General features: G+C 60.2%; 21 protein-coding genes, 1 tRNA gene and 1 pseudogene. 19 read left to right on the top strand and 4 right to left on the bottom strand.

The genetic code is table 11. The annotated features are described in order from the left end of the window. Nucleotides 1-92 precede the first annotated feature (92 nt). The 3 genes and pseudogenes from greA to FGL65_RS18335 all read left to right on the top strand — a co-directional run bounded on the left by greA (nucleotide 93) and on the right by FGL65_RS18335 (nucleotide 3321). The gene (gene greA, locus FGL65_RS17300) at nucleotides 93-581 is read left to right on the top strand and encodes a transcription elongation factor GreA (RefSeq protein WP_147822492.1); all 489 of its coding nucleotides are present in this window, start codon (nucleotides 93-95) and stop codon (nucleotides 579-581) included. Nucleotides 582-733: 152 nt separating this feature from the next. After that, nucleotides 734-2848: pseudogene (locus tag FGL65_RS17295) on the top strand (PAS domain-containing sensor histidine kinase); the annotation flags it as partial. Nucleotides 2849-2979: 131 nt separating this feature from the next. Further along, the gene (locus FGL65_RS18335; protein ID WP_250645532.1) at nucleotides 2980-3321 is read left to right on the top strand and encodes a response regulator; all 342 of its coding nucleotides are present in this window, start codon (nucleotides 2980-2982) and stop codon (nucleotides 3319-3321) included. On the opposite strand, the gene FGL65_RS17285 is transcribed toward FGL65_RS18335, so the two are convergent. Both FGL65_RS17285 and FGL65_RS17280 read right to left on the bottom strand, forming a co-directional pair. Then, entirely contained in the window at nucleotides 3290-4663 is a 1374-nt protein-coding gene (locus FGL65_RS17285; RefSeq protein ID WP_147822489.1) for an ABC transporter substrate-binding protein, read from the bottom strand. The two genes, FGL65_RS18335 and FGL65_RS17285, sit on opposite strands and share 32 nt — an antisense overlap. A 7-nt stretch (nucleotides 4664-4670) precedes the next feature. Next, nucleotides 4671-6845: an adenylate/guanylate cyclase domain-containing protein gene (locus FGL65_RS17280; protein WP_147822488.1), complete on the bottom strand. Its 2175-nt coding sequence runs from the start codon at nucleotides 6843-6845 to the stop codon at nucleotides 4671-4673. Between the two features lie 270 nt (nucleotides 6846-7115). Between FGL65_RS17280 and FGL65_RS17275 the strand changes: the two genes are divergently transcribed. The 5 genes from FGL65_RS17275 (at nucleotide 7116) to FGL65_RS18330 (ending at nucleotide 11642) form a co-directional block, all read left to right on the top strand. After that, complete coding sequence (locus FGL65_RS17275; protein ID WP_147822487.1) at nucleotides 7116-8177, top strand: extracellular solute-binding protein; 1062 nt, start codon at nucleotides 7116-7118, stop codon at nucleotides 8175-8177. An 84-nt stretch (nucleotides 8178-8261) separates the two neighbouring features. Beyond that, complete coding sequence (locus tag FGL65_RS17270; RefSeq protein ID WP_147822486.1) at nucleotides 8262-9347, top strand: ABC transporter ATP-binding protein; 1086 nt, start codon at nucleotides 8262-8264, stop codon at nucleotides 9345-9347. Then, nucleotides 9344-10198: an ABC transporter permease gene (locus FGL65_RS17265; protein ID WP_147822485.1), complete on the top strand. Its 855-nt coding sequence runs from the start codon at nucleotides 9344-9346 to the stop codon at nucleotides 10196-10198. Before FGL65_RS17270 ends, FGL65_RS17265 begins: the two co-directional genes overlap by 4 nt. Further along, nucleotides 10195-11049: an ABC transporter permease gene (locus tag FGL65_RS17260; protein WP_147822484.1), complete on the top strand. Its 855-nt coding sequence runs from the start codon at nucleotides 10195-10197 to the stop codon at nucleotides 11047-11049. The genes FGL65_RS17265 and FGL65_RS17260 overlap by 4 nt, the downstream gene beginning before the upstream one ends. 416 nt (nucleotides 11050-11465) lie before the next feature. Beyond that, nucleotides 11466-11642, top strand: coding sequence for a hypothetical protein (locus FGL65_RS18330; RefSeq protein ID WP_187170438.1), 177 nt, complete (start codon nucleotides 11466-11468; stop codon nucleotides 11640-11642). Between the two features lie 90 nt (nucleotides 11643-11732). Here the strand turns inward: FGL65_RS18330 and FGL65_RS17255 are convergent, their stop codons facing one another. Beyond that, on the bottom strand, nucleotides 11733-13370 hold the full coding sequence (locus FGL65_RS17255) for a DEAD/DEAH box helicase (RefSeq protein WP_147822483.1): 1638 nt from the start codon (nucleotides 13368-13370) through the stop codon (nucleotides 11733-11735). A 186-nt stretch (nucleotides 13371-13556) separates the two neighbouring features. On the opposite strand from FGL65_RS17255, the gene FGL65_RS17250 reads away from it, so the two are divergent. Continuing rightward, the gene (locus FGL65_RS17250; RefSeq protein WP_147822482.1) at nucleotides 13557-13955 is read left to right on the top strand and encodes a hypothetical protein; all 399 of its coding nucleotides are present in this window, start codon (nucleotides 13557-13559) and stop codon (nucleotides 13953-13955) included. Nucleotides 13956-14001: 46 nt separating this feature from the next. Here FGL65_RS17250 and FGL65_RS17245 read toward each other — a convergent pair whose 3' ends face one another. Continuing rightward, nucleotides 14002-14943, bottom strand: a complete 942-nt coding sequence (locus FGL65_RS17245; protein ID WP_147822481.1) for a hypothetical protein — start codon at nucleotides 14941-14943, stop codon at nucleotides 14002-14004. Nucleotides 14944-15117: 174 nt separating this feature from the next. Between FGL65_RS17245 and FGL65_RS17240 the strand changes: the two genes are divergently transcribed. The 10 genes from FGL65_RS17240 (at nucleotide 15118) to FGL65_RS17195 (ending at nucleotide 23914) form a co-directional block, all read left to right on the top strand. Next, nucleotides 15118-16845, top strand: coding sequence for a bifunctional metallophosphatase/5'-nucleotidase (locus tag FGL65_RS17240; RefSeq protein ID WP_147822480.1), 1728 nt, complete (start codon nucleotides 15118-15120; stop codon nucleotides 16843-16845). A gap of 143 nt (nucleotides 16846-16988) precedes the next feature. Continuing rightward, complete coding sequence (locus FGL65_RS17235) at nucleotides 16989-17387, top strand: GNAT family N-acetyltransferase (RefSeq protein WP_147822479.1); 399 nt, start codon at nucleotides 16989-16991, stop codon at nucleotides 17385-17387. A 79-nt stretch (nucleotides 17388-17466) separates the two neighbouring features. Beyond that, entirely contained in the window at nucleotides 17467-17673 is a 207-nt protein-coding gene (locus tag FGL65_RS17230; protein WP_147822478.1) for a hypothetical protein, read from the top strand. 56 nt (nucleotides 17674-17729) lie between these two features. Beyond that, nucleotides 17730-17805, top strand: a tRNA-Ala gene (locus FGL65_RS17225). A gap of 485 nt (nucleotides 17806-18290) precedes the next feature. Then, complete coding sequence (locus tag FGL65_RS17220; protein WP_147822477.1) at nucleotides 18291-19010, top strand: polysaccharide deacetylase WbmS family protein; 720 nt, start codon at nucleotides 18291-18293, stop codon at nucleotides 19008-19010. After that, nucleotides 19007-20005, top strand: a complete 999-nt coding sequence (locus FGL65_RS17215) for a methionyl-tRNA formyltransferase (protein ID WP_147822476.1) — start codon at nucleotides 19007-19009, stop codon at nucleotides 20003-20005. Before FGL65_RS17220 ends, FGL65_RS17215 begins: the two co-directional genes overlap by 4 nt. A 658-nt stretch (nucleotides 20006-20663) precedes the next feature. Beyond that, on the top strand, nucleotides 20664-21644 hold the full coding sequence (locus FGL65_RS17210; RefSeq protein WP_147822475.1) for an ATP-binding protein: 981 nt from the start codon (nucleotides 20664-20666) through the stop codon (nucleotides 21642-21644). Between the two features lie 2 nt (nucleotides 21645-21646). Continuing rightward, nucleotides 21647-22969: a vWA domain-containing protein gene (locus FGL65_RS17205; protein WP_147822474.1), complete on the top strand. Its 1323-nt coding sequence runs from the start codon at nucleotides 21647-21649 to the stop codon at nucleotides 22967-22969. An 11-nt stretch (nucleotides 22970-22980) separates the two neighbouring features. Further along, nucleotides 22981-23439 carry a hypothetical protein gene (locus FGL65_RS17200; RefSeq protein ID WP_147822473.1) on the top strand — a complete coding sequence of 153 codons (459 nt, stop codon included), beginning with the start codon at nucleotides 22981-22983 and terminating at the stop codon, nucleotides 23437-23439. Between the two features lie 34 nt (nucleotides 23440-23473). Then, nucleotides 23474-23914: a Fur family transcriptional regulator gene (locus FGL65_RS17195; protein WP_147822472.1), complete on the top strand. Its 441-nt coding sequence runs from the start codon at nucleotides 23474-23476 to the stop codon at nucleotides 23912-23914. The last annotated feature ends 68 nt before the right edge of the window (nucleotides 23915-23982 follow it).

Genomic DNA, 23982 nt, shown 5'->3' with positions numbered 1-23982 from the left:
TTTTACCCAAGCTACTTGCTGTCGCGTGGTGGCGCTGTTTTTTCGTCACAGCGCGGCATAAATTTTGTCATTTTTTCGAGGAATGATCAGTCATGGAAAGGATTCCCATTTCAACACAGGGCTTTGATATGATCAAAGCCGAGCTGGAAGAGCTCAAGAAGGAACGGCCCCTGGTCATCAAGGCCATTGCCGAGGCCCGCGAGGAAGGCGACCTCAAGGAAAATGCCGGTTACCACGCCGCCCGCGAGCGTCAGGGCTTTCTGGAAGGCCGCATCAACCTGCTTCAGTCCCGCATGCCCTATTTCAATGTGGTGGACCTGGACAACCTGGAGCCGGACGAAATCATCGGCTTCGGCGCCACCGTGGTTCTCGAGGACATGGATACCGGCGATACCAAGAAGTACACGCTGCTCGGCCCGGATGAGGCCGACTACTCCAGGAACGGCAGCATTTCCGTGCTTTCCCCGGTGGGCCAGGCCCTGCTGGGCAAGGAAGAGGGAGATGACATCGCCGTGGATTCCCCGCGCGGAAGGATCGAATACGAGATCATGTCCGTGGAGTATTTGGGAACCAAGTTCTAGCCGCGCAACAGCCATCCGCATCTTGGAAACCCCGGCCTGTCCGGGGTTTTTTGTTTCTTTGTCGTTTATATTGATGATTCTAATTGAAGAATGCGTCTTTTCCTGCACCTTGGTAGGGTGAGAATGTTCACTGTATCGGGCGGGACGGTCGCATGGGCGAAAGGGAACGAAGAATAGCGGAGTTGGAACAGGAACTCGGGCGCGCCAGGGAGCGCATCGGGGAGCTGGAGCATGCGCTCGCCCAGAACGAGGGGCGTTTCCATCAGCTGTTCGACGGCGTGGAAGACGCGGTGTTCCTGTTTCCCATTCTGCCGGACGGCAGCCGGGGGACGTTCATCGACGTCAACGAGGCGGCCTGCAAGCGGCTCGGCTACACCCGCGAGGAATTGCTGACCATGTCCGTGGCCGATATCGACTCGCCCTCGACAGGGGCCAGAAGGCCGCCGGTGCGCTCGCGGTTTTTTGCCGGGGATACGGCTCTGTTCGAGGCCGAGCACGTGACCCGGGACGGGCGGAGCATTCCCGTGGAGATCAGCGCGCGCTGCTTCGAACACAACGGCATTCCCACGGTGCTTTCCATCTGCCGGGACATTTCCGGCTGGAAAGCGGTGGAGGGCGTGCGGCGCAAGGTCCAGGGCGAGCTGGAGGACCTGGTCCGCAAGCGCACCGCCAAGCTGGAAAACAGCCGTCGCATTCAGGATCTGTTGTTTGAAATTCTCAATATTTCCAATCGGGTGGATGATCTCGAATCCCTGCTGGAAGCGGTGCATGTGCTGCTGGAGACCGAGGTGGAGGCCCGGAACATGTACGTGGCGCTCATCAACGAGCAGCGCGATTCCCTGGAATTCATCTACTGCCATGACGACACCGTGGAGGATTATTCCACGGTGCAGCGTATTTCCGACCTGGGGAACGCCCGGCTTTCCCTGCTGCCCATCCGGGAAAACGGGCCGGTCCTGCTGGACCGGGGGGAAATGGAACGCCGCGTCGTGGAGGGCTCCCTCCAGATCGCGGGCGTTATGCCCGAAACCTGGCTCGGGGTGCCGCTGCGCGTTCACGGCAGGCCCATCGGCTGCATGGCCATCCAGCATTACGGCCGGGCCGGTGCGTATTCCGCGTTCGACGTCAAGCTCATGGCCGCCTGCGCCGAGCAGGTTGCCGTGGCCATCGAACGCAAACGCCATGAAACCCTGGCCGCCACGTCCAAGGATATCGTGCACAACATTCCCGCCGGGCTGTTCATCTACCAGTACGAGGCCCCGGACAGGCTGTACCTGGAGCACGCCAATCCCGAGGCCGAGCGGCTGACCGGCATTTCCCTGGCCGATTTCCGGGGGCTGGAGTTCAACGAGATCTGGCCCAACGCGGCCGGGCGGGGCATTTCCGAACAGTTCCTGCGGCCCCTGCGTTCGGGCGGGGATTACGTCACCGAGGAACTGCACTACCAGGACGGCAGGATCAGCGGCGCCTACAAGGTCCGGGCCTTTGCCCTGCCGGGCGGGCGGCTTGCCGTGGCCTTCGAGGACATCACAGAACGCATGCAGGGCGAACGCGAATTGGAGGCGGCCAAGCGCCAAGCCGAATCCGCCAACCGGGCCAAGAGCGAGTTCCTGGCCACCATGAGTCACGAGATCCGCACGCCGCTCAACGGCCTGCTGGGCATGCTGCAGCTGGTTTCCACCACGGAGCTGGACGAGGAACAGCGCGAATTCATCGACACGGCCATGTTCTCGGGCAAGGGACTTCTGCACATCCTTTCCGACGTGCTCGACCTCTCGGCCATCGAGGCGGGCAAGATCCAGGTGGTGGAGAGCGATTTCGAGCTGCGTTCCGTGGTTCGCCCCGTGATGAGCTCCCTGGCGCGGGACGCCCGGGCCAAGGGCCTGGAGCTGGACTTCGAGGTGTTTGTGGACATGCGCGAGGTGCTGGTGGGCGACGCCACCCGCATCCGGCAGGTGCTCTACAACCTGGTGGCCAACAGCATCAAGTACACGGAAACCGGGAGCGTGCGGCTGGAGGTCTTTTCCCCGCGGCAGGGCCGGGACTGGCTAGACCTCCTGTTCCTCGTCACCGACACCGGCATCGGCATTCCGGACGACAAGCTCGAATACGTTCTGGAGAGCTTTACCCAGGTGGACGGATCCTATGCCCGGAAATACGGCGGGGCGGGTCTGGGCCTGAGCATCGTCAGGAAGCTGGTGGGGGTCATGGGCGGGCACTTGTCCATCAGTTCCAGCGAAGGCGAGGGCACCGAGGTCGTTTTCGGGCTGCGCCTCAAGCGGGGCGGGGCAAGGCCGCGGAACGGAAGCCCTCGGGCCGGAAAACGGGCGTCGCGCGGACGGACGCGCGCATCCTGCTGGTGGAGGACGAACGGGTCAACCGGCTCACCGTGGAACGCATGCTCGAACGCCTGGGGTACAGGAACGTGCATTGCGTGGACAACGGCTCCAAGGCCCTGGACATGGTCGCCGAAGGCAGTTTCGATTGCGTGCTCATGGACGTGCAGATGCCGGTGCTGGACGGGGTGGAGACGGCCCGGCGCATCCGCGGGGCGGACGGCGTCCATGCCTCCGTGCCCATCATCGCCATGACCGCCCACGCCATGCCCGGCGACCGCGAGCGGTTCCTGGCGGCGGGCATGAACGATTACATTGCCAAGCCCGTGGACCTGGAGGCGCTCCGGGAAAAGCTGGAGCGGTTCGTCGGGCTCAGGGACGAAAGCCTTGTCCTGGAGCCGTGATCTCAGAACAGTTCGCGCATCCTTCCCGCAGCCCATTGCACGGACTCCTCGGGGGGATTCCCTCGCGGAGCGTGCGGAGGATCATTTCCGGGATGATGGCCTCGGCCGAGGCCTGCGCCGCTTTGGGAATCAGCCGCCCTTCCTCGAAGCTGAAGCTTTCTATGTTCCCCAGACCCGAGATGATGTTTTCGATCTTGGTGCGCGTGTACCGCTTGAAGACCCCCTGGGCGTCCCTGTAGAAGTCGTCCGCCCCGGCGATGTCCCGGAGCACCGGAAGCATGCCGCCCGGCGCCATGTGCAGCCAGGTGATGTAGGCGTCGGTCCGGAACAGGAAGGAGATGAAGCGCATGATGGCCCGCTTGCGTTCCGGGTCGTCGCAGACGGGTATTCCCAGGGCGTGGATGACCCCGTAGCTGGCGGGCCGCGTGCCGGTGATCACGGAAACCATGCCCGTGTTGCGCAGCAGGTGCGGATCAAAGGGCGCGCCGTCGAGGTCCGGGAAGTTGTTTCCGGTCAGGGAATCGGCCGCCGCCGTGGGCAGGGCCAGGTCGTCCATGATGAAGGTCGAGTAGAACATCATGGCCAGTCTGCCCTGCATGTAGTAGTCGCGGGCCCTCCAGTACTGCTGCCCCGGCGGGGAATACCGGGCCAGTTCCTTGTACAGGGTTAATGCCCTGACCGCGTTTTTTCCGGCAAAGACGACCTTGCCGTCAGGGTCGAATTCGCGAACCCCCATGGCCAGCGCAAGGTGGGTGAAGACCTGTTCCGCGTAGGCGTCCTCCCGCGTCCCGACCAGAATGCCGAATCTTCCCTTGTCGCTGTCGCACAGGGTTTGCGCGGCCTTGAGAATCCGTTCCGGCGTGTCCGGCGGGTCCAGCCCGGCCTCCTTGAACCAGTCGGCCCGGTACCAGATGCCCTGGACCCAGCCGCTGAAGGGGATGCCGTTGTAGGTGCCGTCCTTGTTGCGCATGGTGGCCAGCGCCCCGGTGAAGAAGCGTTTTTCCCCGATGGCCCGGATCATCTCCCCGGTGCATTTTTTGGCGACCCGCCCCTGCTCGGCAATGGCCACCACGATGTCCGACCGGGCGCTGACGATGTCCGGCCCGACGCCCTCGTCCAGGGCGCTTCCCAGGAACTGGATGGTGTTTTCCTCCACCCCGGTGATGTTCACCTGTATATCCGGGTTCTGGGCCATGAATGCCTGCGCGAGGTAGCGGATCACGGCCTGCCGTTCCGGGGCCATCTCCGTGGTCCAGAATTCGATGGCCACGGCCCGGGCCGGGGCCGTGTGGAGCGCGGCATAGAGCACAGCCAGCAAGAGGATTCGGAGCATCGCGCGCATGGATCACCTACTTGGTTTTGAAGACCTTGACGCCCTGCCAGTCCCGGGGCGGGGGCTCTGCGGCAAAGGCCCGCGCCGATTCCAGGTACATGGCGGCCAGCTGTTCCCGAGGCCTTTCCCCGGCCAGGCGCTCGAACAATGCGGCCGCCTCGTCGAATTGCCTGGAGAGATACAGGTCATAGGCCTTTTTCCACTGCTTCAGGAAAGCGGCGGCGGAGCCGTCCACGAGAAATCTTTCGGCGTTTTCCCCGGCCTCCGGGGTCGTTCCCACCAGCTCAAAGACGCCGATGCTCCTGGTCGCGCCCTTGGGCACGGCCCGCCCCACCGGGCGGAACAGGAATGCGCCTCCCGCCCGTTTCACGGTGTCCTGGCTGGCCAGGATCTCGGTGCCGTAGTGCTTGTTCAGCCCCTCGATGCGCGAGGCCAGGTTCACGGAAGCGCCCATGGCCGTGTAGTTCATGCGGTCCGAGGAGCCGATGTTGCCCACCACCGCGTCCCCGGTGTGCAGGCCGAACCGCGTGTTCATCACCGGTAATCCCTGCCTTTGCCGCTGGTCGTTGAAGGCGTGGACCGCCTCGCGGCACATGAGCGCGGCCAGGCAGGCCTGCGCGGCGTGGTCGGGCTGGGACTGCGGGGCGTTCCAGAAGGACATGACCGCGTCGCCGATGTATTTGTCGATGGTGCCGCCCGCAGCGAGGATGACCGAGCCCACCCTGTCGAAGTACTCGGTGACGCTTCCGGTCAGCTCTTCCGGCGAAAGGGATTCGGACAGGGTGGTGAAGTCCGCGATGTCGCTGAAGAACAGGGTCAGTTCCTGCCGGTCGCCGCCCAGTTCCGGCTTCAGGTTTTTGGTGATGATGTTCTTCACCAGGGCGTTGGGGATGTAGCGGCCAAAGGACTTGAGGGCCACCCGCATGGTCTCCATGGCCCGGCCCAGCTTGTGGATTTCCGTGATGCGCGTGCCGATGCGCACCGGGTTTTCCAGGTGGAATTGCCGGATGTGGGCCACTTCGTCCATGATCTGGTTGAGCGGCTTGGTGATGCGGCGGGACGCCCAGGCCACCAGCGGGGAAAACGCCGCCAGCACCAGGAGGGAGAGCTGGATGCTCTGTTTTCCGGCGCGGGCAATGGGGCCGGTGAATTCGGCCATGGGCACGGCCAGTCCCAGGTAGGAGATCTTGCCGTATTCCCGGGGCATGTCCGCCACGTGTACGAGATACTTCACCCCCTGGACCTTCACCATCTTTCGGGGAAAGGAGGTCTTGCCCGCTTCTGCGAACGCCGAATAGACGCGGTCGAGGATCGGGTCGTCCAGGTCTTCGATGTCGGCCAGGTCCATGGTCTGCGTTTCGCCCTCCTTGCTCACCTTGACCATTCTGCCCGCCTCGGGGTGGGCGAAAAGCTGGCCGTCCGCGCCGAAGATCATGATCCTGCTCTCCGGGCTGATGCGCTGCCGGGCCAGGAATTTCGAGATGTTGGAAAGCGAGATGTCCAGGGCGAAGACGCCCTCCACGTCGCCGTCAAAGCGTTGGGAAACCGAAATGCCCGGCTCTTTGGAAAAGGAGTAGATGTAGATGTCGCTCAGAACGGGTTTTTCCGTCCTGACGGCCCCGGTGTACCAGGGGCGTTTTCGCGGGTCGTAGCCGGTATCGTTCTCCAGCCGGGAATCGATGAGGGCGTAGTCGGCATTGAGGAATTTTCGGAGCGCGTAGCGGCTTCCGTCTGCCCGGTGATGGATGGCCAGGGTGTACCACATGCTTTCCGCGGGCGCGTCCATGGCCTGCCGCGCGCTGTCGCGGCCCTTGAGGCTGGAGACCAGAAAGTAGTCGCCGTCGGCAAAGCCCATGTACAGGGAGGTGAAGTTGGGGTTCTGGTTCAGGGTCCGGAAAAACATGGGGGCCAGGGGGTGGGTGAGCAGGGTCGCCTTTTCCTCCACGTCCATGGACCAGGAATAGGTGTCCACGGTCATGAAGGCGGGCTGGAAGACCGCCTCTGTCCGCTCCATGACCGAGTCGGCCACCTGGGAAAGCAGCTGGTCCGCCGCCAGGAGCGCGGTTTTCGAGTTCATGTGGTAGTTGTAGGCGATGACCGTCCCCGTCGCCCCGATGATCAGGAGAAAGAAGATGGTCATGATGTTGATGTACAGCGGGATGAAGATGGTGCCGTGTCGCTTTGCTTTCATTGTGGTCCCTGGACATGCCGCGCTATGGGGAAATCTACTTATCGATACAAGTAGATGGAATGGGGAAGGCGAGGATATTATTATTCGTTGCAGTGTCTCCCGTTTTGGTCCTGCGGCACTGCCGTTCTGTTACGGGTTTGAAATGGATTTTGAGGGATTGTTGCCAAATCGTTGCAGCCGGGCTATTGTTACAGTCGTCTTTTTTCCAGTACATTCGCTCGGCTGTAACCATGTGTATTTCAATACATTAACCAAGGGAGATATGGACTTATGAAAAAGGCAATCGTACTCGCGGCCCTGATGCTGTTCGCTGTGGCGGGCACGGCCCAGGCTGGCGAAACCCTCAAGCTGCTGACCTGGAAGGGCTATGCGCCCAAGGCGCTCATGGACAAGTTTGAAAAGGAAACCGGCATCAAGGTGGAAGCCACCTATTCCAACAACGAAGAGATGATTGCCAAGCTGCGCGCCACCCGAGGCGCAGGCTTCGACCTGGCCCAGCCCAGCCAGGACCGTATTTCCTCGGTGCAGGAAAAATTCAAGATCTACCAGCCCATGGATTACTCCAAGATCGACTCCAAGCTGTTCATCCCCTCCATGTTGGAGGCCGTGAAAAAGAACACTCTGGTGGCCGGCAAGTCCCATGCGGTTCCGTTCTGCTGGGGCACCTCCGGGCTCATCGTCAACAGCGCGAAGGCTCCGGGTGTGGACAGCTACAAGGCCCTGCTGGACACGAAGTACAAGGGCCGCGTCAGCTACCGCGTCAAGCGGCCGACCCTCATCGCCATGGGTTTCGCCCTCGGTTATGACCCCTTTGCCCTGTACAAGGACCCCGCCGCCTACCAGGCCATGCTGGACAAGATCGAGTCCGAGCTGATCAAGGCCAAGCCCGTGGTCAAGAATTACTGGGCCAACGGCGACGCCCTCCTGGAATCCATGCGTTCCGGCGAGGTCTTCGTGGCCATGGCCTGGGACAACGGCGGCTGGAAACTGCATACCGAAAATCCCGCCATCGACTTCGTGGCTCCCAAGGAAGGGGCCCTGGGCTGGATCGACACCTTCGCCATTCCGGCCAAGGCCGAAAACCTGGACGCCGCCTACAAGTGGATCAACTTCATCATGAAGCCCGAGAACGCCGGCTACTTCACCTCCCAGGAAAAGGCCCCCACCGCCTCCCAGGGCGCCAACAAGTATGTTGACCCCGAGGTGGCCGCCAACTTCGAGCGTTCCTTCCCGCAGGCCGTCATCGACAACATCAAGTGGTATCCGCCGGTCCCGACCAAGCTGGAGTCCATGGAAGGCAGGACCCTCGACAGGGTTAAGGCCTCCAACTAGCGCCGTTTTCGACGGCCGACATGCTGTGAAATGGAAAGGGGCGGCGTCTGTCGCCCCTTTGTGCACCTCCAACCAGGCAGAACCATGGACAACGATCTTTCCGTACGCAATCTGACCAAGAAATTCGGCGAATTCATTGCCGTGGACAACGTCTCCTTCGACGTGCCCACGGGCTCGTTCTTTTCCATCCTCGGCCCGTCCGGCTGCGGCAAGACCACCATGCTGCGCATGGTGGCGGGGTTCGAGGAACCCACGAGCGGGAGCATCGAGATCCGAGGCCGGGACATGCTGGGCGTGGCCCCGAACATGCGGCCCGTGAATCTGGTGTTCCAGCACCTGGCGCTCTTTCCCATGATGACCGTGGCCGAGAACATCGCCTTCGGTCTCAAGCGCCGCAAGGTGGCCGGAGCCGAGATCGCCAAGCGCACCGAGGCCATGCTGGAGCGGGTGGGCCTGCCCGGCTACGGGCAGAAGCGCATCAACCAGCTTTCCGGCGGCCAGAAGCAGCGCGTGGCGATCGCCCGCTGCCTGGTGCTGGAGCCTTCCGTGTTGCTGCTGGACGAGCCCCTGGGGGCCCTGGACCTCAAGCTGCGCGAGCAGATGAAGGTCGAGCTCAAGAAGCTCCAGGCCACGGTGGGCACCACCTTCATCTACATCACCCACGACCAGTCCGAGGCCCTGGTCATGTCCGACCGGGTGGCGGTCATGAACGAGGGGCGGTACGAGCAGGTGGGCACCCCGCAGGAACTTTACAACGAGCCCGAGACCCCGTTCGTGGCCCGGTTCGTGGGCGAGAACAACGCCTGGGCCGGGGAGGTGGCCGAGCGCGACGGAAACGAGGCGGTCATCAGGACCGACGACGGGTTCCTGTTCAAGTGCCGGGCCAAGGGCGATCTCCGGCTCGGCGGGCGCGCCAACCTCTATCTGCGGCCCGAGGCCATGCGCATCAACCCGCGCGAGGTGGAGGGGCAGAACGCCTTCCAGGTAACGGTCAAGGCCATCCTCTTTGACGGGGCCAACAGCCGGCTGCTCACCATGACGCCCAGCGGCAACGAACTGCTGGTGACCCTGCCCCAGAACCGCAAGTTCGACCACATCGTCCCCGGGGACGAGATCACCGTGGGCTGGCACCCGGAAATGGGCATCTGTTTCGGGGAGGACCGGTCATGAAGGGATCGCGCCTGATCTTCTGGCTCTTCCTGGCCCCGGTGCTATGCTGGCTCCTGCTGCTCATCGTGCTGCCGCACATGGATCTGCTCATCATGAGTTTTCGAACCGAGAACGGCTTTTCGGAATCGGTCTGGACCCTGCAGAATTACAAGAACTTTTTCACCGAGCCCATCTATTGGCTCACCTTCGTGCGCACGGCGCTCTATTCCATCATCACCACGGGCCTGACCCTGGTCATCGGCCTGCCCGTGGCCTTCTACATCGCCAAGATCGCGCGGCACAAGCTGCAGGGCACCCTGTCGCTCCTGTTGCTCCTGCCGTTCTGGGTCAGCGAGCTGGTGCGCATCTACGGCTGGATGATCCTGCTGCGCGAGTCCGGGGTGCTCAACTTCTTCATGCTCAAGCTGGGCGTCATCCACAAGCCCATCGAGATGCTCTACAACGACGCCACCATGATCATGGGACTGGTCTACACCTCCATGCTGTTCATGGTCGTGCCGCTCATCTCGGTCATGGAAAGCCTGGACGATTCGCTCATCGAGGCGGCCTACGACCTGGGCGCGAGCAAGCTGGTCATCTGGAAGGATATCATCATCCCGCACTGCAAGCCGGGCATCACCTCGGGCTGCATCGTGGTCTTCATGCTGGCGCTCGGCAACTACCTGACTCCCAACCTCATGGGCGGCAAGAATTCGCTCTGGTTCACGGAGCAGATCTACAACCAGTTCATCGCCAGCTTCAACTGGAACCAGGGCTCGGCCTTCGGGTTCCTGCTGCTTCTGCTCAGCTCGCTGATCATTTGGGTCGGGCTCAAGCTCTCGCGCCAGAACCTCGGGGAGGTGGCCTCATGATCCGTTCCCTGCCCAGCTCCAAGGGGTATACCTGGGGCTTCCACTGCTTCATCCTGCTCTATTTCGCGTTCCTGTTCGCGCCCCTGCTGGTCACCTGCGTGCTGGCCTTCAACAATTCGGACTTCCCGTCCCTGCCGTGGTACGGCTTTTCCCTGGACTGGTTCACCTCGCCCGGCCCGGACCGGGTGGGCATCTTCTTTGACGAGGGCAACCTGCGTTCCATCTGGACTAGTTTCCAGACCGCGTTCTTCGTCTCCATCCTCTGCGTGGTGGTGGGCACCTGCGCGGCCTTCCTGTTTGAGCAGGAGGAATTCCCGTTCAAGAACGGGCTCTATTTTCTCATGCTCGCGCCCCTGGTCATCCCCGGGGTCATCCTGGGCATCTCCATCCTGTTGGGGGCCAACACCGCAGGCATGTTCATGGAGGACCATTTCGGCCTGGACCTGGACATCCTGCGGCCCAGCTTCTGGCTGGTGGTGCTGGGGCAGTTTTCGTTCATCACCACCTTTGTCTGCCTGGTGGTTTCGGCCCGGCTGCGCAAGTTCGACCGCTCGCTGGAAGAGGCGGCGCTCAACCTCGGGGCCAACCGGCTGGAGGTCATCTGGTTCATCACCCTCAAGTTCCTGCGTCCGGCCATCATCGGTTCGGCGGCCGTGGCCTTTCTCATGAGCTTCGAGAACTTCAACACCACGCTGTTCCTGGTGGGCTCGGAACCGACCCTGCCCATCAACCTGTATCTGCAGGTGCGCGACGGCAGCACCCCGGTGATCAACGCGGTTTCGCTGCTGCTCATTGTGGGGACGTCGCTGCTGGCGCTGGTGAATTTGTATTTCACGAAGGAGAAGGAATAGAGGGGATGTGTAGGGTGCGCTGACGCGCAGATTTTATCTGAAATACAGCAAAAGTCGTCTTCAGGTTTTGTCCTGAGGGCGGCTTTTTTCGTACGCCCTCCGGGCGATCAAGAGAGTCCATTCGCATTACCTGTTTCGAGAACCATTTGAGGAAAGGACGGAAAGGGATGGGCTTGCAGCCCCTCCCTCTCCTCCTTTCCTGCGACCTATCCTCCTCTCCCACCCCGCTTTTGCCGTGTGTCGGCCATCTGCCTGATATGTTGACCTTTTGTCCGTCGCGATATGTGAACGATCGGCATACTTTTAGGTTGGCAATTCATAGGCGGCATGTACTGGGCGGGAACCCCCGAATATTGTGTAATCTCGAATCCCGCTCAATAGGCCGAAGCATAGAGATGCTTAAATCGTCTGGAGGAATGGAAATTCAATTGAGCGAAGCGAATCTGAATTTCCCGGAGGGCGATTTTGCAGCTCTTGCAGAGGGCGTCCGCGGGCTGGACGAGCGCAAGCGCAGTTTTTTGCCTTCTTTTTTTCTGCGCCAGCAAAAAAAGAAGGTCGCCCGAGGGGGCGAAACCCCAGAGCGGCCATTTTGAGTCTCATGGAGTCTGCGCGTCAGCGCACACAATGAACAAAAAAACCGGCCCGGGGAATATCCCCGGGCCGGTTTGTATTCGGCTTGTAAACTATTCGCTCTTCGGCCTTCTGCGGCGCGGCCTTCTGCGGCGGCGCTTCTTGGCTTCTCCGTCTTCGTCGGAAGCCTCGGCCCGGGGCGCTTCCTCTCTGGGGGATTCCTTTTTCGGCTTCTCACCCCTCGGCTTTTCTTCCCGGGGTCTTTCGTCCCGAGATCTTTCGTCCCGTGATTTTTCCTCGCGGGGCTTGTCGCTCTTGGGCTTCCTGGTGCGCTTTTTCCTGGGCTTGGAGGGCCTTTCCTCGTCAGCCTCGTCGTCCAGCGGCTCGGGCTTGGACGGGGCAAGGCGCATGGAGTCCTGGTAGACCTCGTCCAGGAGCATGGCGATCTGCACCAATCCGTCCTCGTCCTCGGCCAGGTTCTTGGCCATATCCAGCAGCCGGGCGATGCGTTCGCCCTGCAGGCCGTCCAGGCCGCGGCGCTTGGCGTCCAGCAGTGCCGTGATGCGTTCTTCGATGACTTTGGTCACTTCTTCGTCCTTGGGTTCTTCCTGCTCGATGAGCTGGATTTTGTAACGGTAGGCAATGCGCTTCATCTCGGAGATCTGCCCGATATCCGCAAAGGTGATGACCGTGCCCGAGGCGCCGGCCCGGCCCGTGCGGCCCGCGCGGTGGATGTAGGATTCCGGATCGTCCGGCGGCTCGTACAGGAACACGTGGGAGAGGTCCGGGATGTCGATGCCGCGCGCGGCCACGTCCGTGGCCACCAGGAAGCGCAGGTGACGGTTGCGGATGCGTTCCAGGACGCGTTCGCGCTTCTTCTGGGTCAGGTCCGAGGAGATGGCCTCGGCTTCGTACCCGAAGTTCTTGAGCACCTCGGCAATGTAGTGCACGTCGCGCTTGGTGTTGGAAAAGATGATGGCCGAGGACGGGTTCTCCAGCTCGATGAGCCGCATGAGGATGCGTTCCTTGCCCATGGGCGGCACCTTGCACATGATGTGCTCGATGTCGGCCACGTGCACCTGGTCGCCGGAAAGGCTGAGCATCTCGGGCTTGTTCAGGAATTCGTCGGCCAGCCGCAGCACGATTGCCGGGTAGGTGGCCGAGAACATGAACGCGGAGTACGCCTTCTTGGGCAGGTAGGTCTGGATCTGGCGCATGTCCGGGTAGAAGCCCACGGAGAGCATGCGGTCCGCCTCGTCGAAAATGAGCACGTCCAGGTGGTCCAGGGTCAGGGTGCGCCTGAGCAGGTGGTCCAGGATGCGGCCGGGCGTCCCGACCACGAGCTGCGCGCCCCGCTGGAAGGCGTCGAGCTGGCCCTTGTAGCCCACACCGCCGTAGACCTCCACCACGTTGATGCCCGAGTCGCCGGAAAGCCTGCGGGCCTCCTCGGCCACCTGGCGGGCCAGTTCGCGGGTGGGCACCAGCACCAGGGCCTGGCACTGGAGCAGGGTGGGGTTGAGCTTTTCCAGCAGGGGCAGCACGAATGCGCCGGTCTTGCCGCTTCCGGTGCGGGCCTGGACCATGATGTCACGGCCTTCAAGCAGATAGGGGATGGCCTTTTTCTGGACCGGGGTCAGGCTGTGCCACCCGACTCGTCTGCAGGCTTCCTGCAGGCCTTCGGGCAGGGTTTTGAGCGTGACTTCAGGAAACGCTTCCTGCTGCTCTTCTGTCTGTTTTGTTTCTTCTTGCATGGGATCCTAATATGTAATTCGTAAAAAACCTTCCCGATAGCTAGCTCTTTCAGGGGATTTGTGCAACCGCGCAGCGCATGGGGCAACAATTCGGCACTGCCGGAAAATTCCACGGAGGGGTATGCGGGGGTATGGATTGTCGGCGGGGCAGGCTTGGCGGGCCTCATGAAATCGGAGGCGAATGCCATGGGAAAGACTGTTTTTGCATTGTTTGCCGGGATGGGGCTGCTGTTGCTTCTCGTGCCCGGAGCCGGGGCCTTTGAATGCGACGAGGCCAACCGGGGCGGAATGCTTTATGACGTGAACGCCAGTGTCCTGAAGATCGCCCGGGGGGAATCCTGGTCCAAGCACGTGTTCACGAGGACAGGGGATCTGTATGGGGTTTTCCGGGACAAGGCCGAGTTTGAGCGGCACCTCACAAAGATCGTGAACGACCGGGGAACCCCCACCAAGATCTTCCAGCAGAAGACCGCCTACTGGGACGAGGCCAGCGGCGTGGTCATCATCCTGGACCCGGACAGGGCGGACTGCGGCATGGCCCTTCGTCCCTGGGAGGGCCGGGATTACTACGACAAGCTGGAGTAAGCCTCCACGGCCGTCTAGAGGAGAAGCCCGGAAATCCTTTCCGGGCTTATTGGCGCGTCTGGTCCAGCGCGTCCTGGTTCAGCAGTTTCCAGGAGGCGATTTTCGGATTGAAAAATCCGGACGCCGTGAGGATGTGGCGGATGAATCCCTGCTTCCTGAGTTTTGCAAGGCCTTTTTCCAGGGCCGCGAACACCCTGGCCCCCGCCGGATGCTGCCGGGAAACAAGAAAGTGCCTGCTCTCCGGCAGGGCGAACTTGACGCCCGGCACCGGGACGAAACGGGTGCCCTGCATGAACCCGCACAGGTCCGGGCTGCTGCTCGCCTCCAGGGGGATCCAGCGCGCCCGGCCCGCAACGACCATCCTGACCATGCTCTCGAACGTGGCGCAGGTGCGCAGGTTGGAGATGCCCATGTCATTGAGCACATGCTCGTCGCCCGCCCAGTGGATGCCGATGATTCCAGGCCCCGTGGCATTGAGGTCTTCGGCGGATTCGGCGGAGAGCACGTCCTCGCGGTCCTCGGTGGTGTAGATGACCTTGTGGAATTCCCCGTAGCGGGTGACCGGGGCGCTGACGAAGAACAGTTGCCCCTCTCCGGGGCCGATGGCCGTGGTGGCAAGCTGCTGGGCCCCGATCACGGCGTTGCCCAGGGAGACCTCCATGGTCGCCCGCTTGGTGTTGGGGGTGACGAGAAAGTCGATTGCGCCATCGTAGCCGCCCAGATGCAGGGCCTTGGCAATGATGACCATGTCCGCGACGGCCCTGCTTAGAGGGCCTTTGACCGGCTGGCGCACCTGCAGGGGGTCGTCGTTGTATTGCTTCAGGAAGTGGTGGTACGCCTCGAGGTCTGACTTGACCACGGCCATGGTCGCCGGCTCGGCGCACGGGGCTGTGGCCGGGAGGAGCGCCACGCACAGGCAGAGGACGGTCGCCAGCAGACGGACGAGCCGGAAGCGCGCTTTCGGTGTGTTTGGGCACTTTCGAAGCATGGTTTCGGTTAGCACGAATGCAGTTATTGGAAAAGCGATTTGAAACGGTGCGCCCACGGGACGGGGCATTGGAGTCGGCTGGGCAAGGATTCGGTTGCCCCGGCCGCTTTTTTCGGGGTATGGGAGATGCAGAAATCTGTTTCCGGTATAGAACTGCGGATCAAGGAGATACGAATGAGGAAAACAGTACTGCTGGCCCTGGCCTTGTGCATGGTGCTTCTGGCGAGCCTGGGCGCTCAGGCCTTCGAGATGACCATTGTCCATGTCAACGATATCCATTCCCATCTGGAGGCCTGCCCGGGCAAGCTCTCCTTTGGCGGGGAGGGGACCTACGTGAACCTTGGCGGCTGGGACCGGCTGAAGGCCAAGGTGGACCAGGTCCGCGCGAACAGGAAGAACGTGGCCCTGCTGCATGCGGGCGACGCCGTGCAGGGCACCCTCTATTTCACCAAGTACAAGGGCAAGCCAGAGATGGAGTTCATGAACCTGCTCGGGTTCGACGCCATGGTGCTGGGCAACCACGAGTTCGACAAGGGCCCCCAGGTGCTGGCCGATTTTCTGGGCTATGCCAGGTTCCCGCTGCTTTCCGCCAACGCCAACACGGATGCGGTCAAGAAGCTCAAGGCCGAGGTCAGGCCCTATACCATTCTTGAATACAACGGTGAAAAGGTCGGCGTCATCGGGCTGACCCTCAAGGATACCGCCGTGGTCTCCAGCCCGGCCCCGGTGAGCTTTGCGGACGAGGCGGCCACCGCCAGGAAATACGTGGCCGAGCTGGAGGGCAAGGGCATCGACAAGATCATCGCCCTGACCCACCTGGGCTATGACAGGGACCTGGCCCTGGCCAGGGAGGTCCCCGGCATCGACGTGATCGTGGGCGGCCATTCCCACTCCCTGCTGGACGGCGTGGACGACCTCGCGGCCCTGGGGTTGCGCGGCAGCGGCCTGTACCCCACCGTGGTCAAGGGCTCGGACGGCAACGACGTCTATGTGGTCACCTCCTGGGAATGGGCCAAGGCCGTGGGCGTGCTGGATCTGGTCTTCGACGGCAAGGGCCATGTGACCCGGTGCGGCGGCAATGCCGTGCTGCTGCTTTCCGACTCCTTTCGTCGCAAGAACGCCGAAGGCCAGAAGGTCGAGCTTGAAGGGGCCGAGCGCCAGAAGGTTTACGACATCATTGCCGCCAGCCCCGTGGCCGAGGTGGTGGCTTCGGACAAGGCGGCCGTCGAGCTGCTGGCTCCGTACAAAGCGGGCATCGAGGCCATGCGTTCCGAGGTCATCGGCGAGGCCGCCGAAAGCCTGCCGCATATCCGGGTCCCCGGCGTGAACACGGACGGCCTGTCCATGCCCCAGGGCAGCTATATCGCGCCCCTGGTCTGCGATTCCATGCTCTGGAAGGTCAATTCCGTGGGCATGAAGGTGGACATGGCCCTGCAGAACGCCGGCGGCGTGCGCGTCGACGTGCCACAGGGCAAGATCACCGTGGGCACGGCCTATACGCTCATGCCCTTCGGCAACACCCTTGCGGTGCTGGGGCTGACCGGGGCGGAGTTCCGTGCGGCGTTGGAGACCGGCGCAACCCGTGGCGGCGGGGCCTTTTCCTATGTGGCGGGAGCCCGGTACACCGTGGACATGAACAGGCCCGAAGGCAGTCGCGTGACGAGCGTCGAAGTGAACAAGGACGGGGCATGGCAGCCCCTCAAGGATGACGCCGCCTACCGAGTGGTGACCAACGCGTACATCGCGGAAGGCGGCGACGGCTACGAGGTGCTCAAGAAGGCTGCGGGCTACCGGTGCGACACCGGATTCGTGGACGCCCAGGCCTTCATGGACTACGTGCGCAAGGTCCGGGTGCTCAAGCGCCCGGCTTCCACCGGCATCACCTTCATTCCCAAGAAGTGATTCCCTTTCGGATCAAGAAACCCGGCCAAAGCCGGGTTTCTTTTACTGCTTATTGATATTTGAAAAATATTAATCGCTCTAAAAATAGATACTGGAGATATTGATTGGGAGGTGCTTATACCGGTCGCACAAGGAGGTTCCCTATGGATATCAAGTACAGCGAAACCAAGGATCTGACTCCAGCCGAGCTGGAGAGTCTGTTCTTGTCTGTGGACTGGGAGTCCGGGCGGTACCCGGACCTGCTCTGCACGGCCATGCGTAATTCCCACCGGGTCTGCACGGCCTGGCATGAGGGCAGGCTCGTCGGGCTGCTCAATTCCCTGTCCGACGGGGTCATGAACGCCTATTTCCAGTACATGCTGGTCCACCCCGACTACCAGCAGCAGGGCGTGGGGCGCGGGCTCATGCGCAGGATGCTCGACGGCTACGCCCACCTGCACCGCAAGGCGCTCATCGCCTATGATTCGGCCGTGGGCTTTTACGAAAGCATGGGGTTCGAGGCGGGCGGAGGCAAGCATCCCATGTTTCTGAGCGAGCTGTAGGCGGCCGGATTGTATTGAAACCTGCGGGCGAGAAAGGTATGGGTAGCGGGCTGTCGCGTTGACGAACAAGGAGACGAACATGGCCGATAGACCACATTCCCCCTGCGAAGTATGCAGGTTTCACAAGTTCGCCAAGAATGATCCCTATTCGCTGCTGGGCTGGTTCTGGACCTGGCATACCAAGTGGTGCCCGGGCTGGAAGTCCTATGTGAAGGGCCGCAGGCAGGCGGGCGAAGGTCCGCCCGAGATCGGGAGCGACCGCGGCCTGTGGGACGAGAAAAAGTAATTTTCCGTTTGACAAGCCGGCCCGGCTTGGAATATTTACTTCCTTCCCAACGACGTGGGGCTGTAGCTCAGTTGGGAGAGCGCTTGAATGGCATTCAAGAGGTCGTGGGTTCAATTCCCTCCAGCTCCACCATTAGAATATTAAAGGCTTATCTGTTTTACAGATAAGCCTTTTTTTTGGATCATTTTTTGTTTGGTTTTGAATTGCGGATTGGGTTGGTCATTTTTTGATCCATCCCTCTTTTTTAAAGGCTCGTGTGGTGTTGTTGGGTATGTTTATTTGTTTGATTACAGGTGGTTGTGGTGTCTTAAATGGTATTGTCTCAAGAGGTGAAAAGTGTAATATTGTCCGTCAATATGCCCCCGATGAGATTTTAAATGCGGGGGCTGGAAATAGAGATTTTGAAATTATAGTTCTATCGCAGCCAAGGCCCCCAGATGGAAGAAGATTGTGGGGAAATATCTTCCAAATGGATGTGGAACGGTGGTCAGGACAGCAAGGTTTTTCCGGTATAGGAAACAGCGAGATAAGTTCGACCAGCAGTTCCTTGGATTGAATGCAAGCCATACTGTAACATTTGAAATTATGTCATTTTATAAAAGTGGAGATGTAGGATAATGGCAGGACATCATTTGACGCTCGACATAGATTGGTGTTCTGACGATACTCTGGACTATGTTTCAAGCCTGCTTGTGCAGGCTGACAAAAGAGCAACATGGTTTGCGACTCATAAAAGTGCTGTGGTTGATGATTTGAATGGGCGCTCCTGCTTTGAGGTTGGAATACACCCAAACTTTTTGGACGGTAGTTCTCATGGGTCATCTGTTGATATGGTCCTTGATCATATTACAAGCCTTTTCCCTGATAGTAGTATCATGCGTACCCACGGGCTGTATCAATCATCTCCGGTTCTGGATAGGGCTACCTCTAAATACGGCATATCTGTTGATGTCTCATTGTTTCTCCCGTATCATTCTAATTTAAGTGTTTTAATCCCAATGGGATATGGGGAGAAGAAAATACGCCGTGTTCCTTATTTCTGGGAAGACGATATTGAGATGCTTAATGATTATACTGGATTTAGCTTTAGGGACCAAAAACATCATTGTGAAGGGCTGAAGATTTACGATTTCCACCCTGTCCATGTTGCGTTGAATATTTCATCATTCGATGAATATGTCCGGCTGAAAGAAAAAAAACCGATATTCGAGTGGGATAGGAAGTTCATACTTAAGTATCAAAAAAAGGGAAAAGGGACCTTGTCTTTTTTTGAGGACATGATTGAGCGCATACAAGGAGAAAAAACAATTAGCCAAATTGTGGAGCAGGAGATATGAATATAGTTGCGATAGGGAGAACCCGAAATCTGTATGATGCGATATTGGCTCTCAAAGAAAAGGGTCATAATATCACAGCTATAATTACCTCGAAGGCTGCCCCTGAATACGATATCAACGAGCACGATTTTTGTGATCTTGCAGAGAAAATCGGTTGTGAATTTCAAGATTTGTCGCACAAGGAACAAATACTTTACGAGACTCTTTCGTCAATGAAAGAGGCCGATATGGCCATTAGCGTCAACTGGGTAAGTGTTATTACAACAAAGATCATAAACCGTTTTCGAATTGGAATACTCAATGCTCATTTTGGTGATCTGCCCAATTATAGAGGAAATGCATGCCCCAATTGGGCTCTTCTTTCCGGAGAGAAGGACGTTTTTTTAAGCGTGCATTTGATGGAAGGCGGGCAGCTCGATTGCGGGCGAGTTATTGCACAGGCCAGACAGTCGATAACCGGTACAACAACAATTGGAGAAATATATAATTGGTCTAAAGAAACCATCCCAATGCTATTTTGTCGCTCGACCGAACTGCTTGAGCAAGATCCGCACTATCAAGTCAAGTTTGCGTCCTGTGATGGAAGCGATGGTTTTAGATGTTACCCAAGAACTCCCGAGGATAGCTTTATTCAGTGGGAGGCCTCGGCTGTTGAAGTTGACAGACTGATAAGAGCTTCTTCGCATCCATTTTCTGGAGCGTATACGTATATAGTAGAAGAGGGACTTTTAAAGCGACTGTATATTTTAAAATCACGTGTCCATCTGGAAAATACTAACGATAAGGGGGCTCCAGGCAGGGTCCTTTTGAATGATAGGGATAGCGGATGTACCCATGTCATGTGTGGGCAAGGTGTGCTTGAAATATCCCAATGTCGAATTGATGACGGGGAGATCTTTGAGCCAGGAAAGTATTTTCGGTCTATTCGTATAAAATTTGGAAAACGTATTGAAGATTATATCTGGGAAAAGCAACATGGAGTGGGCATTTTTTAGCTAAGGAATGTTTGTTTTCTTGATATCGCAATGGCATAATGACAATAGACCAAACGGCATATTGGTTTGTTGGCCATTTCCCACCATGGCTCTCCACCGGTCATATTTTTTCTGACCTGTTATTAATAGAAATCCAGAGGATTGACTGGATAAGGGTGAAGGGCATTGCCGATATTCAGAATATCGTTTTGCTTTCCGGTAGAGCGCCTGTACTTTCCAGCTCCACTATTTTGAAAATAGAAGGCTCCGGTGCAAACCGGAGCCTTTTTTCATGCCCGGCAGGCCGCAGGTTTGCGATGAATTGTCTTGCCATGGCAGGGCAATGAGCCTGGTGGTTTCTTCTTCAGAGATTTCAGAAAGTGTTTGAGCTTCTCAGGGTTGACGTCGATAAGGAAAATCAATATCAACTCAGTCCAGGGATAGGACGCGGCAGGATCCGAAGCGGGCATCCGTTGCGCCGCCCGAAGAGTTTTCGGTGCGGGAGGTATTGTCCTGGATTTGAATGGAAAGCGTATGCCGGGTACAGGCATATATTTTTTAACCCATCATTGAGAATGAGAATCAAAATTGCGAATCGGGTTTTCCCCTTTCGCCTGCTTGCGGAGAAATGCAGCCTTGTTGGCCGCGTTTCTCGGCATGGAGCACAAGAGAGAAACACATGAGACCGAAACATATAGCCGAAGCGCTTCAATCCCTCATCCCGGTGGGGCAGCCCGTGTTCATCTGGGGGCCGCCGGGCGTGGGCAAGAGCCAGGTGGTGGCACGGGCCGCCGCCGACATGGGCCTGGAACTGGTGGATATCCGGGCCGTGCTTCTGGACCCCGTGGACCTGCGGGGCCTGCCCACCATAGAGCAGGGCACGGCGCGCTGGTGTCCTCCCTCGTTTTTGCCGCAATCCGGCAGGGGCGTCCTGTTCCTCGACGAGCTGAACGCCGCCCCGCCCTTGGTGCAGGCCGCCTGCTACCAACTGGTGCTGGACCGCAAGGTGGGGGAATACGAGTTGCCCGAGGGCTGGACCGTGGTGGCCGCAGGCAACCGCGAGACCGACAGGGCCGTGACCCATCGCATGCCTTCGGCCCTGGCCAACCGCTTCGTGCACCTGGATTTCGAGGTCAACACCGAGGACTGGCTGGAATGGGCCGGGAACCAGGCTTTCCCTTCGGAACTGGCCGCCTTCATTCGTTTCCGGCCCAACCTGCTGCACAGCTTTGATCCCCAGGGCAGCGAAAAGGCGTTTCCGTCCCCGCGCTCCTGGGAGTTCGTGGGCCGCATGCTCGCGGGAAGCCCGCGTCCGGCCATCGAACATGACCTGGTGCGCGGCGCCGTGGGCGAGGGAGCGGCTGCTGAGTTCACCGGTTTCTGCAAGGTGTTTCGCGAACTTCCCGATCCCGACCGTATTCTGGACGACCCCGCCTCCGCTGCCGTGCCCGAGGATCCCGCCACCATCTACGCCCTGTGCGAGCTGCTGGCCCGAAAGGCGGCCCGGGACACGGCCGAGAGCATCATTGCGTATGCCTCGCGCCTGCCCTCGGAGTTCGGCGTGCTTCTGGTGCGCGATTCCGTGCGCACGGACCGCGCCATGGTGGATTCCCCGGCCTTCACCCGCTGGGCCGCGGACAACTCGGCGGTTCTCTTCTAGCCATGACCGACTATGCCCGCCACAAGCTGCTCAAGGCGCGCGTGTCGCTGCTGCTGGAACAGCCGTTCTTCGGTTCCCTGTGCCTGCGCATGGAGCCCGCAGTGGACCATGCCTGCCGCACTGCCTGGACCAACGGCCGAGTGCTGGGCTTCAACCCCCATTACGTGGCCGGGCTTTCGGACGAGGCGGCCAAGGGGCTGCTTGCCCATACGGTCATGCATCCGGCCTGCCAGCACCACAAGCGGCGCAAGGGCCGGGATCACGACTTGTGGAATATGGCCTGCGACCACGCCATCAACTGGATTCTCGTGGACGCCGGGTTGACCCTGCCGCCGGGGTATCTGGATGATCCCAAATACCACGGCCTGACCGCCGACGAGATCTATTCGGAGCTGGCCTCCCTGCAGGGGGGCGACGGCATGATCAGCGAGGGGGGCGACGGTCCGGAAAAGGGCGAGATGGACCCGCAGGGCCTCAAGGGCACGGCGGGCGAATCCGGGCAGCAGGGCGAGGACGAGCGAGAGGCCTCGGGAACGGACAATGCCGAGGAACAGGGCCAGGGCGAGGATTCCGAGAGCGGCGGCGAGGCCGAACAATCCGGGGACGAAGCGGAGAACGGCTCCGGCGATCCCGGCGGCAGCGGCGAGGTGCGCGATGCCGGGGACGAGGACGGCTCCAGCCCCGAGGGCGGGGACGAAACCGATGAGCAGTGGCGCATCGCCCTGGCGCAGGCCGTGAACCAGACCCGGGATTCGGGCGATCTGCCCGGCGGCCTGGAACGTCTGGTGGAACGGGTGCTGCACCCCAAGCTGGACTGGCGGGCCCTGCTGGAGCGGTTCATCAACACCCACGCCCGCAACGATTACGCCTGGATTCCTCCCAACCGGCGCTTTGTGCACATGAATATTTTTCTGCCCAGCCTGGCGCAGCGCGAGCTGCCCGAGGTGGTCATTGCCGTGGACACGTCGGGAAGCATTGCTCCCGGAGAGCTGGACCAGTTCTCGGCCGAGCTTTCGGCGGTGCTGGAGCAGTTCGACACCACGGTGCGGGTGGTCTGGTGCGACCGGGAGGTCACGGGCGAACAGGTCTTCCGGCGGGACGAGCTGCCCCTGCGCCTCACTCCCTCGGGCGGGGGCGGCACGGACTTCCGGCCCGTGTTTCGCTGGGTGCGCGACCACGCCTGCAACCCGTCCTGCCTGGTGTACCTGAGCGACATGGAGTGCCGGAGCTTCCCGGAGCAGGAACCCGAATATCCGGTGCTCTGGGCGCGCATGGGCGGGGCGGGCAGTGCGCCGCCGTTTGGCGATATTGTCGATATCCGTTGAGGAGGTGAACCATGATCATCGAATGGACCGTGACCAAGAAACGGGGCAACCACAGGCCCGTGCTCAGCTACACCATCCGGCTGGAGGATTTCGAGCGGGATCTGGCCCTGCCCCAGGTGGTCATGGACAGCAGCATAGAGCGCCCTGCGGACGGCTGGCGGTCCTACTGCTATCCGGGCCAGTGCGAGCGCACGGGCGGAACCGGGCAGGGCTACCGGCTCATGACCCCCAACCACAAGACCGGAGAGATTTCGGACACCCTGTGCCTTCCCTGGCGCGAGAACGGGCAATACCCGGAAATCGAGGAGTCGTTTTCCCGTCTCCGGGAGCAGTTCGAGACGGTGCTGCGGAACGCCTACGACAGCCGTCCTCTCGATGTCTCGGGACGCATGGAGCTTTCCGAGGAAACACGAAAGCACATAGCCAAGGGCGTGGCCGCGCAGCGTTTTCTGCAGGCGGTCGGGTTCTGATATTCACGTCATACACTCCAGAAAAGGAAAGAAAATGAAACCGGCACACGAAGTCTTCATGGACTACCTGCGCGACAACGGGTTGAGCATGACGCCCCAGCGCGCGCTGATTGTGGACGCCTTTCTGGGCGAGGAAGGGCACTTCACTTCAGAGGACCTGTTCAACAAGGTGCGGCGGCGCGATTCCGCCATCGGTCTGGCCACGGTCTACCGCACGTTGAAACTGCTGACGGATTCCGGGCTGGCCGACGCCTTTGATCCGGGCGGCGGGGTGGCCATCTATGAGCACAGCTACGGGCACCGGCACCACGATCATCTCATCTGCACCGAGTGCAACCGCAAGGTGGAGATCATGGACAGCGACATCGAGAAGCGCCAGGAGGAACTGGCCCGGGAAAACGGGTTCGAGCTGGAAAGCCATCGCATGCTGTTGTTTGGCGTGTGTCCCGAATGCATGCGCAAAGGCCGCCAATAAGGGCACGTCTCCTTCGCCGTGGCAAAAAGGGGCTGCCCCTCGTGTATGTTAAATACACGTCGGGACAG

The organism is Salidesulfovibrio onnuriiensis (assembly GCF_008001235.1).
Lineage (GTDB): Bacteria > Desulfobacterota > Desulfovibrionia > Desulfovibrionales > Desulfovibrionaceae > Pseudodesulfovibrio > Pseudodesulfovibrio onnuriiensis.
The sequence above is the reverse complement of the archived record's forward strand: the minus strand, read 5'-3'. Positions and strand labels throughout refer to the sequence as shown.

Bases quoted from the DNA above. Each gene is read 5' to 3' on its own strand.
- greA (WP_147822492.1), top strand. From the start codon at position 93: ATGGAAAGGATTCCCATTTCAACACAGGGCTTTGATATGATCAAAGCC.
- FGL65_RS18335 (WP_250645532.1), top strand. From the start codon at position 2,980: ATGCTCGAACGCCTGGGGTACAGGAACGTGCATTGCGTGGACAACGGC.
- FGL65_RS17285 (WP_147822489.1), bottom strand. From the start codon at position 4,663: ATGCGCGCGATGCTCCGAATCCTCTTGCTGGCTGTGCTCTATGCCGCG.
- FGL65_RS17280 (WP_147822488.1), bottom strand. From the start codon at position 6,845: ATGAAAGCAAAGCGACACGGCACCATCTTCATCCCGCTGTACATCAAC.
- FGL65_RS17275 (WP_147822487.1), top strand. From the start codon at position 7,116: ATGAAAAAGGCAATCGTACTCGCGGCCCTGATGCTGTTCGCTGTGGCG.
- FGL65_RS17270 (WP_147822486.1), top strand. From the start codon at position 8,262: ATGGACAACGATCTTTCCGTACGCAATCTGACCAAGAAATTCGGCGAA.
- FGL65_RS17265 (WP_147822485.1), top strand. From the start codon at position 9,344: ATGAAGGGATCGCGCCTGATCTTCTGGCTCTTCCTGGCCCCGGTGCTA.
- FGL65_RS17260 (WP_147822484.1), top strand. From the start codon at position 10,195: ATGATCCGTTCCCTGCCCAGCTCCAAGGGGTATACCTGGGGCTTCCAC.
- FGL65_RS18330 (WP_187170438.1), top strand. From the start codon at position 11,466: ATGGAAATTCAATTGAGCGAAGCGAATCTGAATTTCCCGGAGGGCGAT.
- FGL65_RS17255 (WP_147822483.1), bottom strand. From the start codon at position 13,370: ATGCAAGAAGAAACAAAACAGACAGAAGAGCAGCAGGAAGCGTTTCCT.
- FGL65_RS17250 (WP_147822482.1), top strand. From the start codon at position 13,557: ATGGGAAAGACTGTTTTTGCATTGTTTGCCGGGATGGGGCTGCTGTTG.
- FGL65_RS17245 (WP_147822481.1), bottom strand. From the start codon at position 14,943: ATGCTTCGAAAGTGCCCAAACACACCGAAAGCGCGCTTCCGGCTCGTC.
- FGL65_RS17240 (WP_147822480.1), top strand. From the start codon at position 15,118: ATGAGGAAAACAGTACTGCTGGCCCTGGCCTTGTGCATGGTGCTTCTG.
- FGL65_RS17235 (WP_147822479.1), top strand. From the start codon at position 16,989: ATGGATATCAAGTACAGCGAAACCAAGGATCTGACTCCAGCCGAGCTG.
- FGL65_RS17230 (WP_147822478.1), top strand. From the start codon at position 17,467: ATGGCCGATAGACCACATTCCCCCTGCGAAGTATGCAGGTTTCACAAG.
- FGL65_RS17220 (WP_147822477.1), top strand. From the start codon at position 18,291: ATGGCAGGACATCATTTGACGCTCGACATAGATTGGTGTTCTGACGAT.
- FGL65_RS17215 (WP_147822476.1), top strand. From the start codon at position 19,007: ATGAATATAGTTGCGATAGGGAGAACCCGAAATCTGTATGATGCGATA.
- FGL65_RS17210 (WP_147822475.1), top strand. From the start codon at position 20,664: ATGAGACCGAAACATATAGCCGAAGCGCTTCAATCCCTCATCCCGGTG.
- FGL65_RS17205 (WP_147822474.1), top strand. From the start codon at position 21,647: ATGACCGACTATGCCCGCCACAAGCTGCTCAAGGCGCGCGTGTCGCTG.
- FGL65_RS17200 (WP_147822473.1), top strand. From the start codon at position 22,981: ATGATCATCGAATGGACCGTGACCAAGAAACGGGGCAACCACAGGCCC.
- FGL65_RS17195 (WP_147822472.1), top strand. From the start codon at position 23,474: ATGAAACCGGCACACGAAGTCTTCATGGACTACCTGCGCGACAACGGG.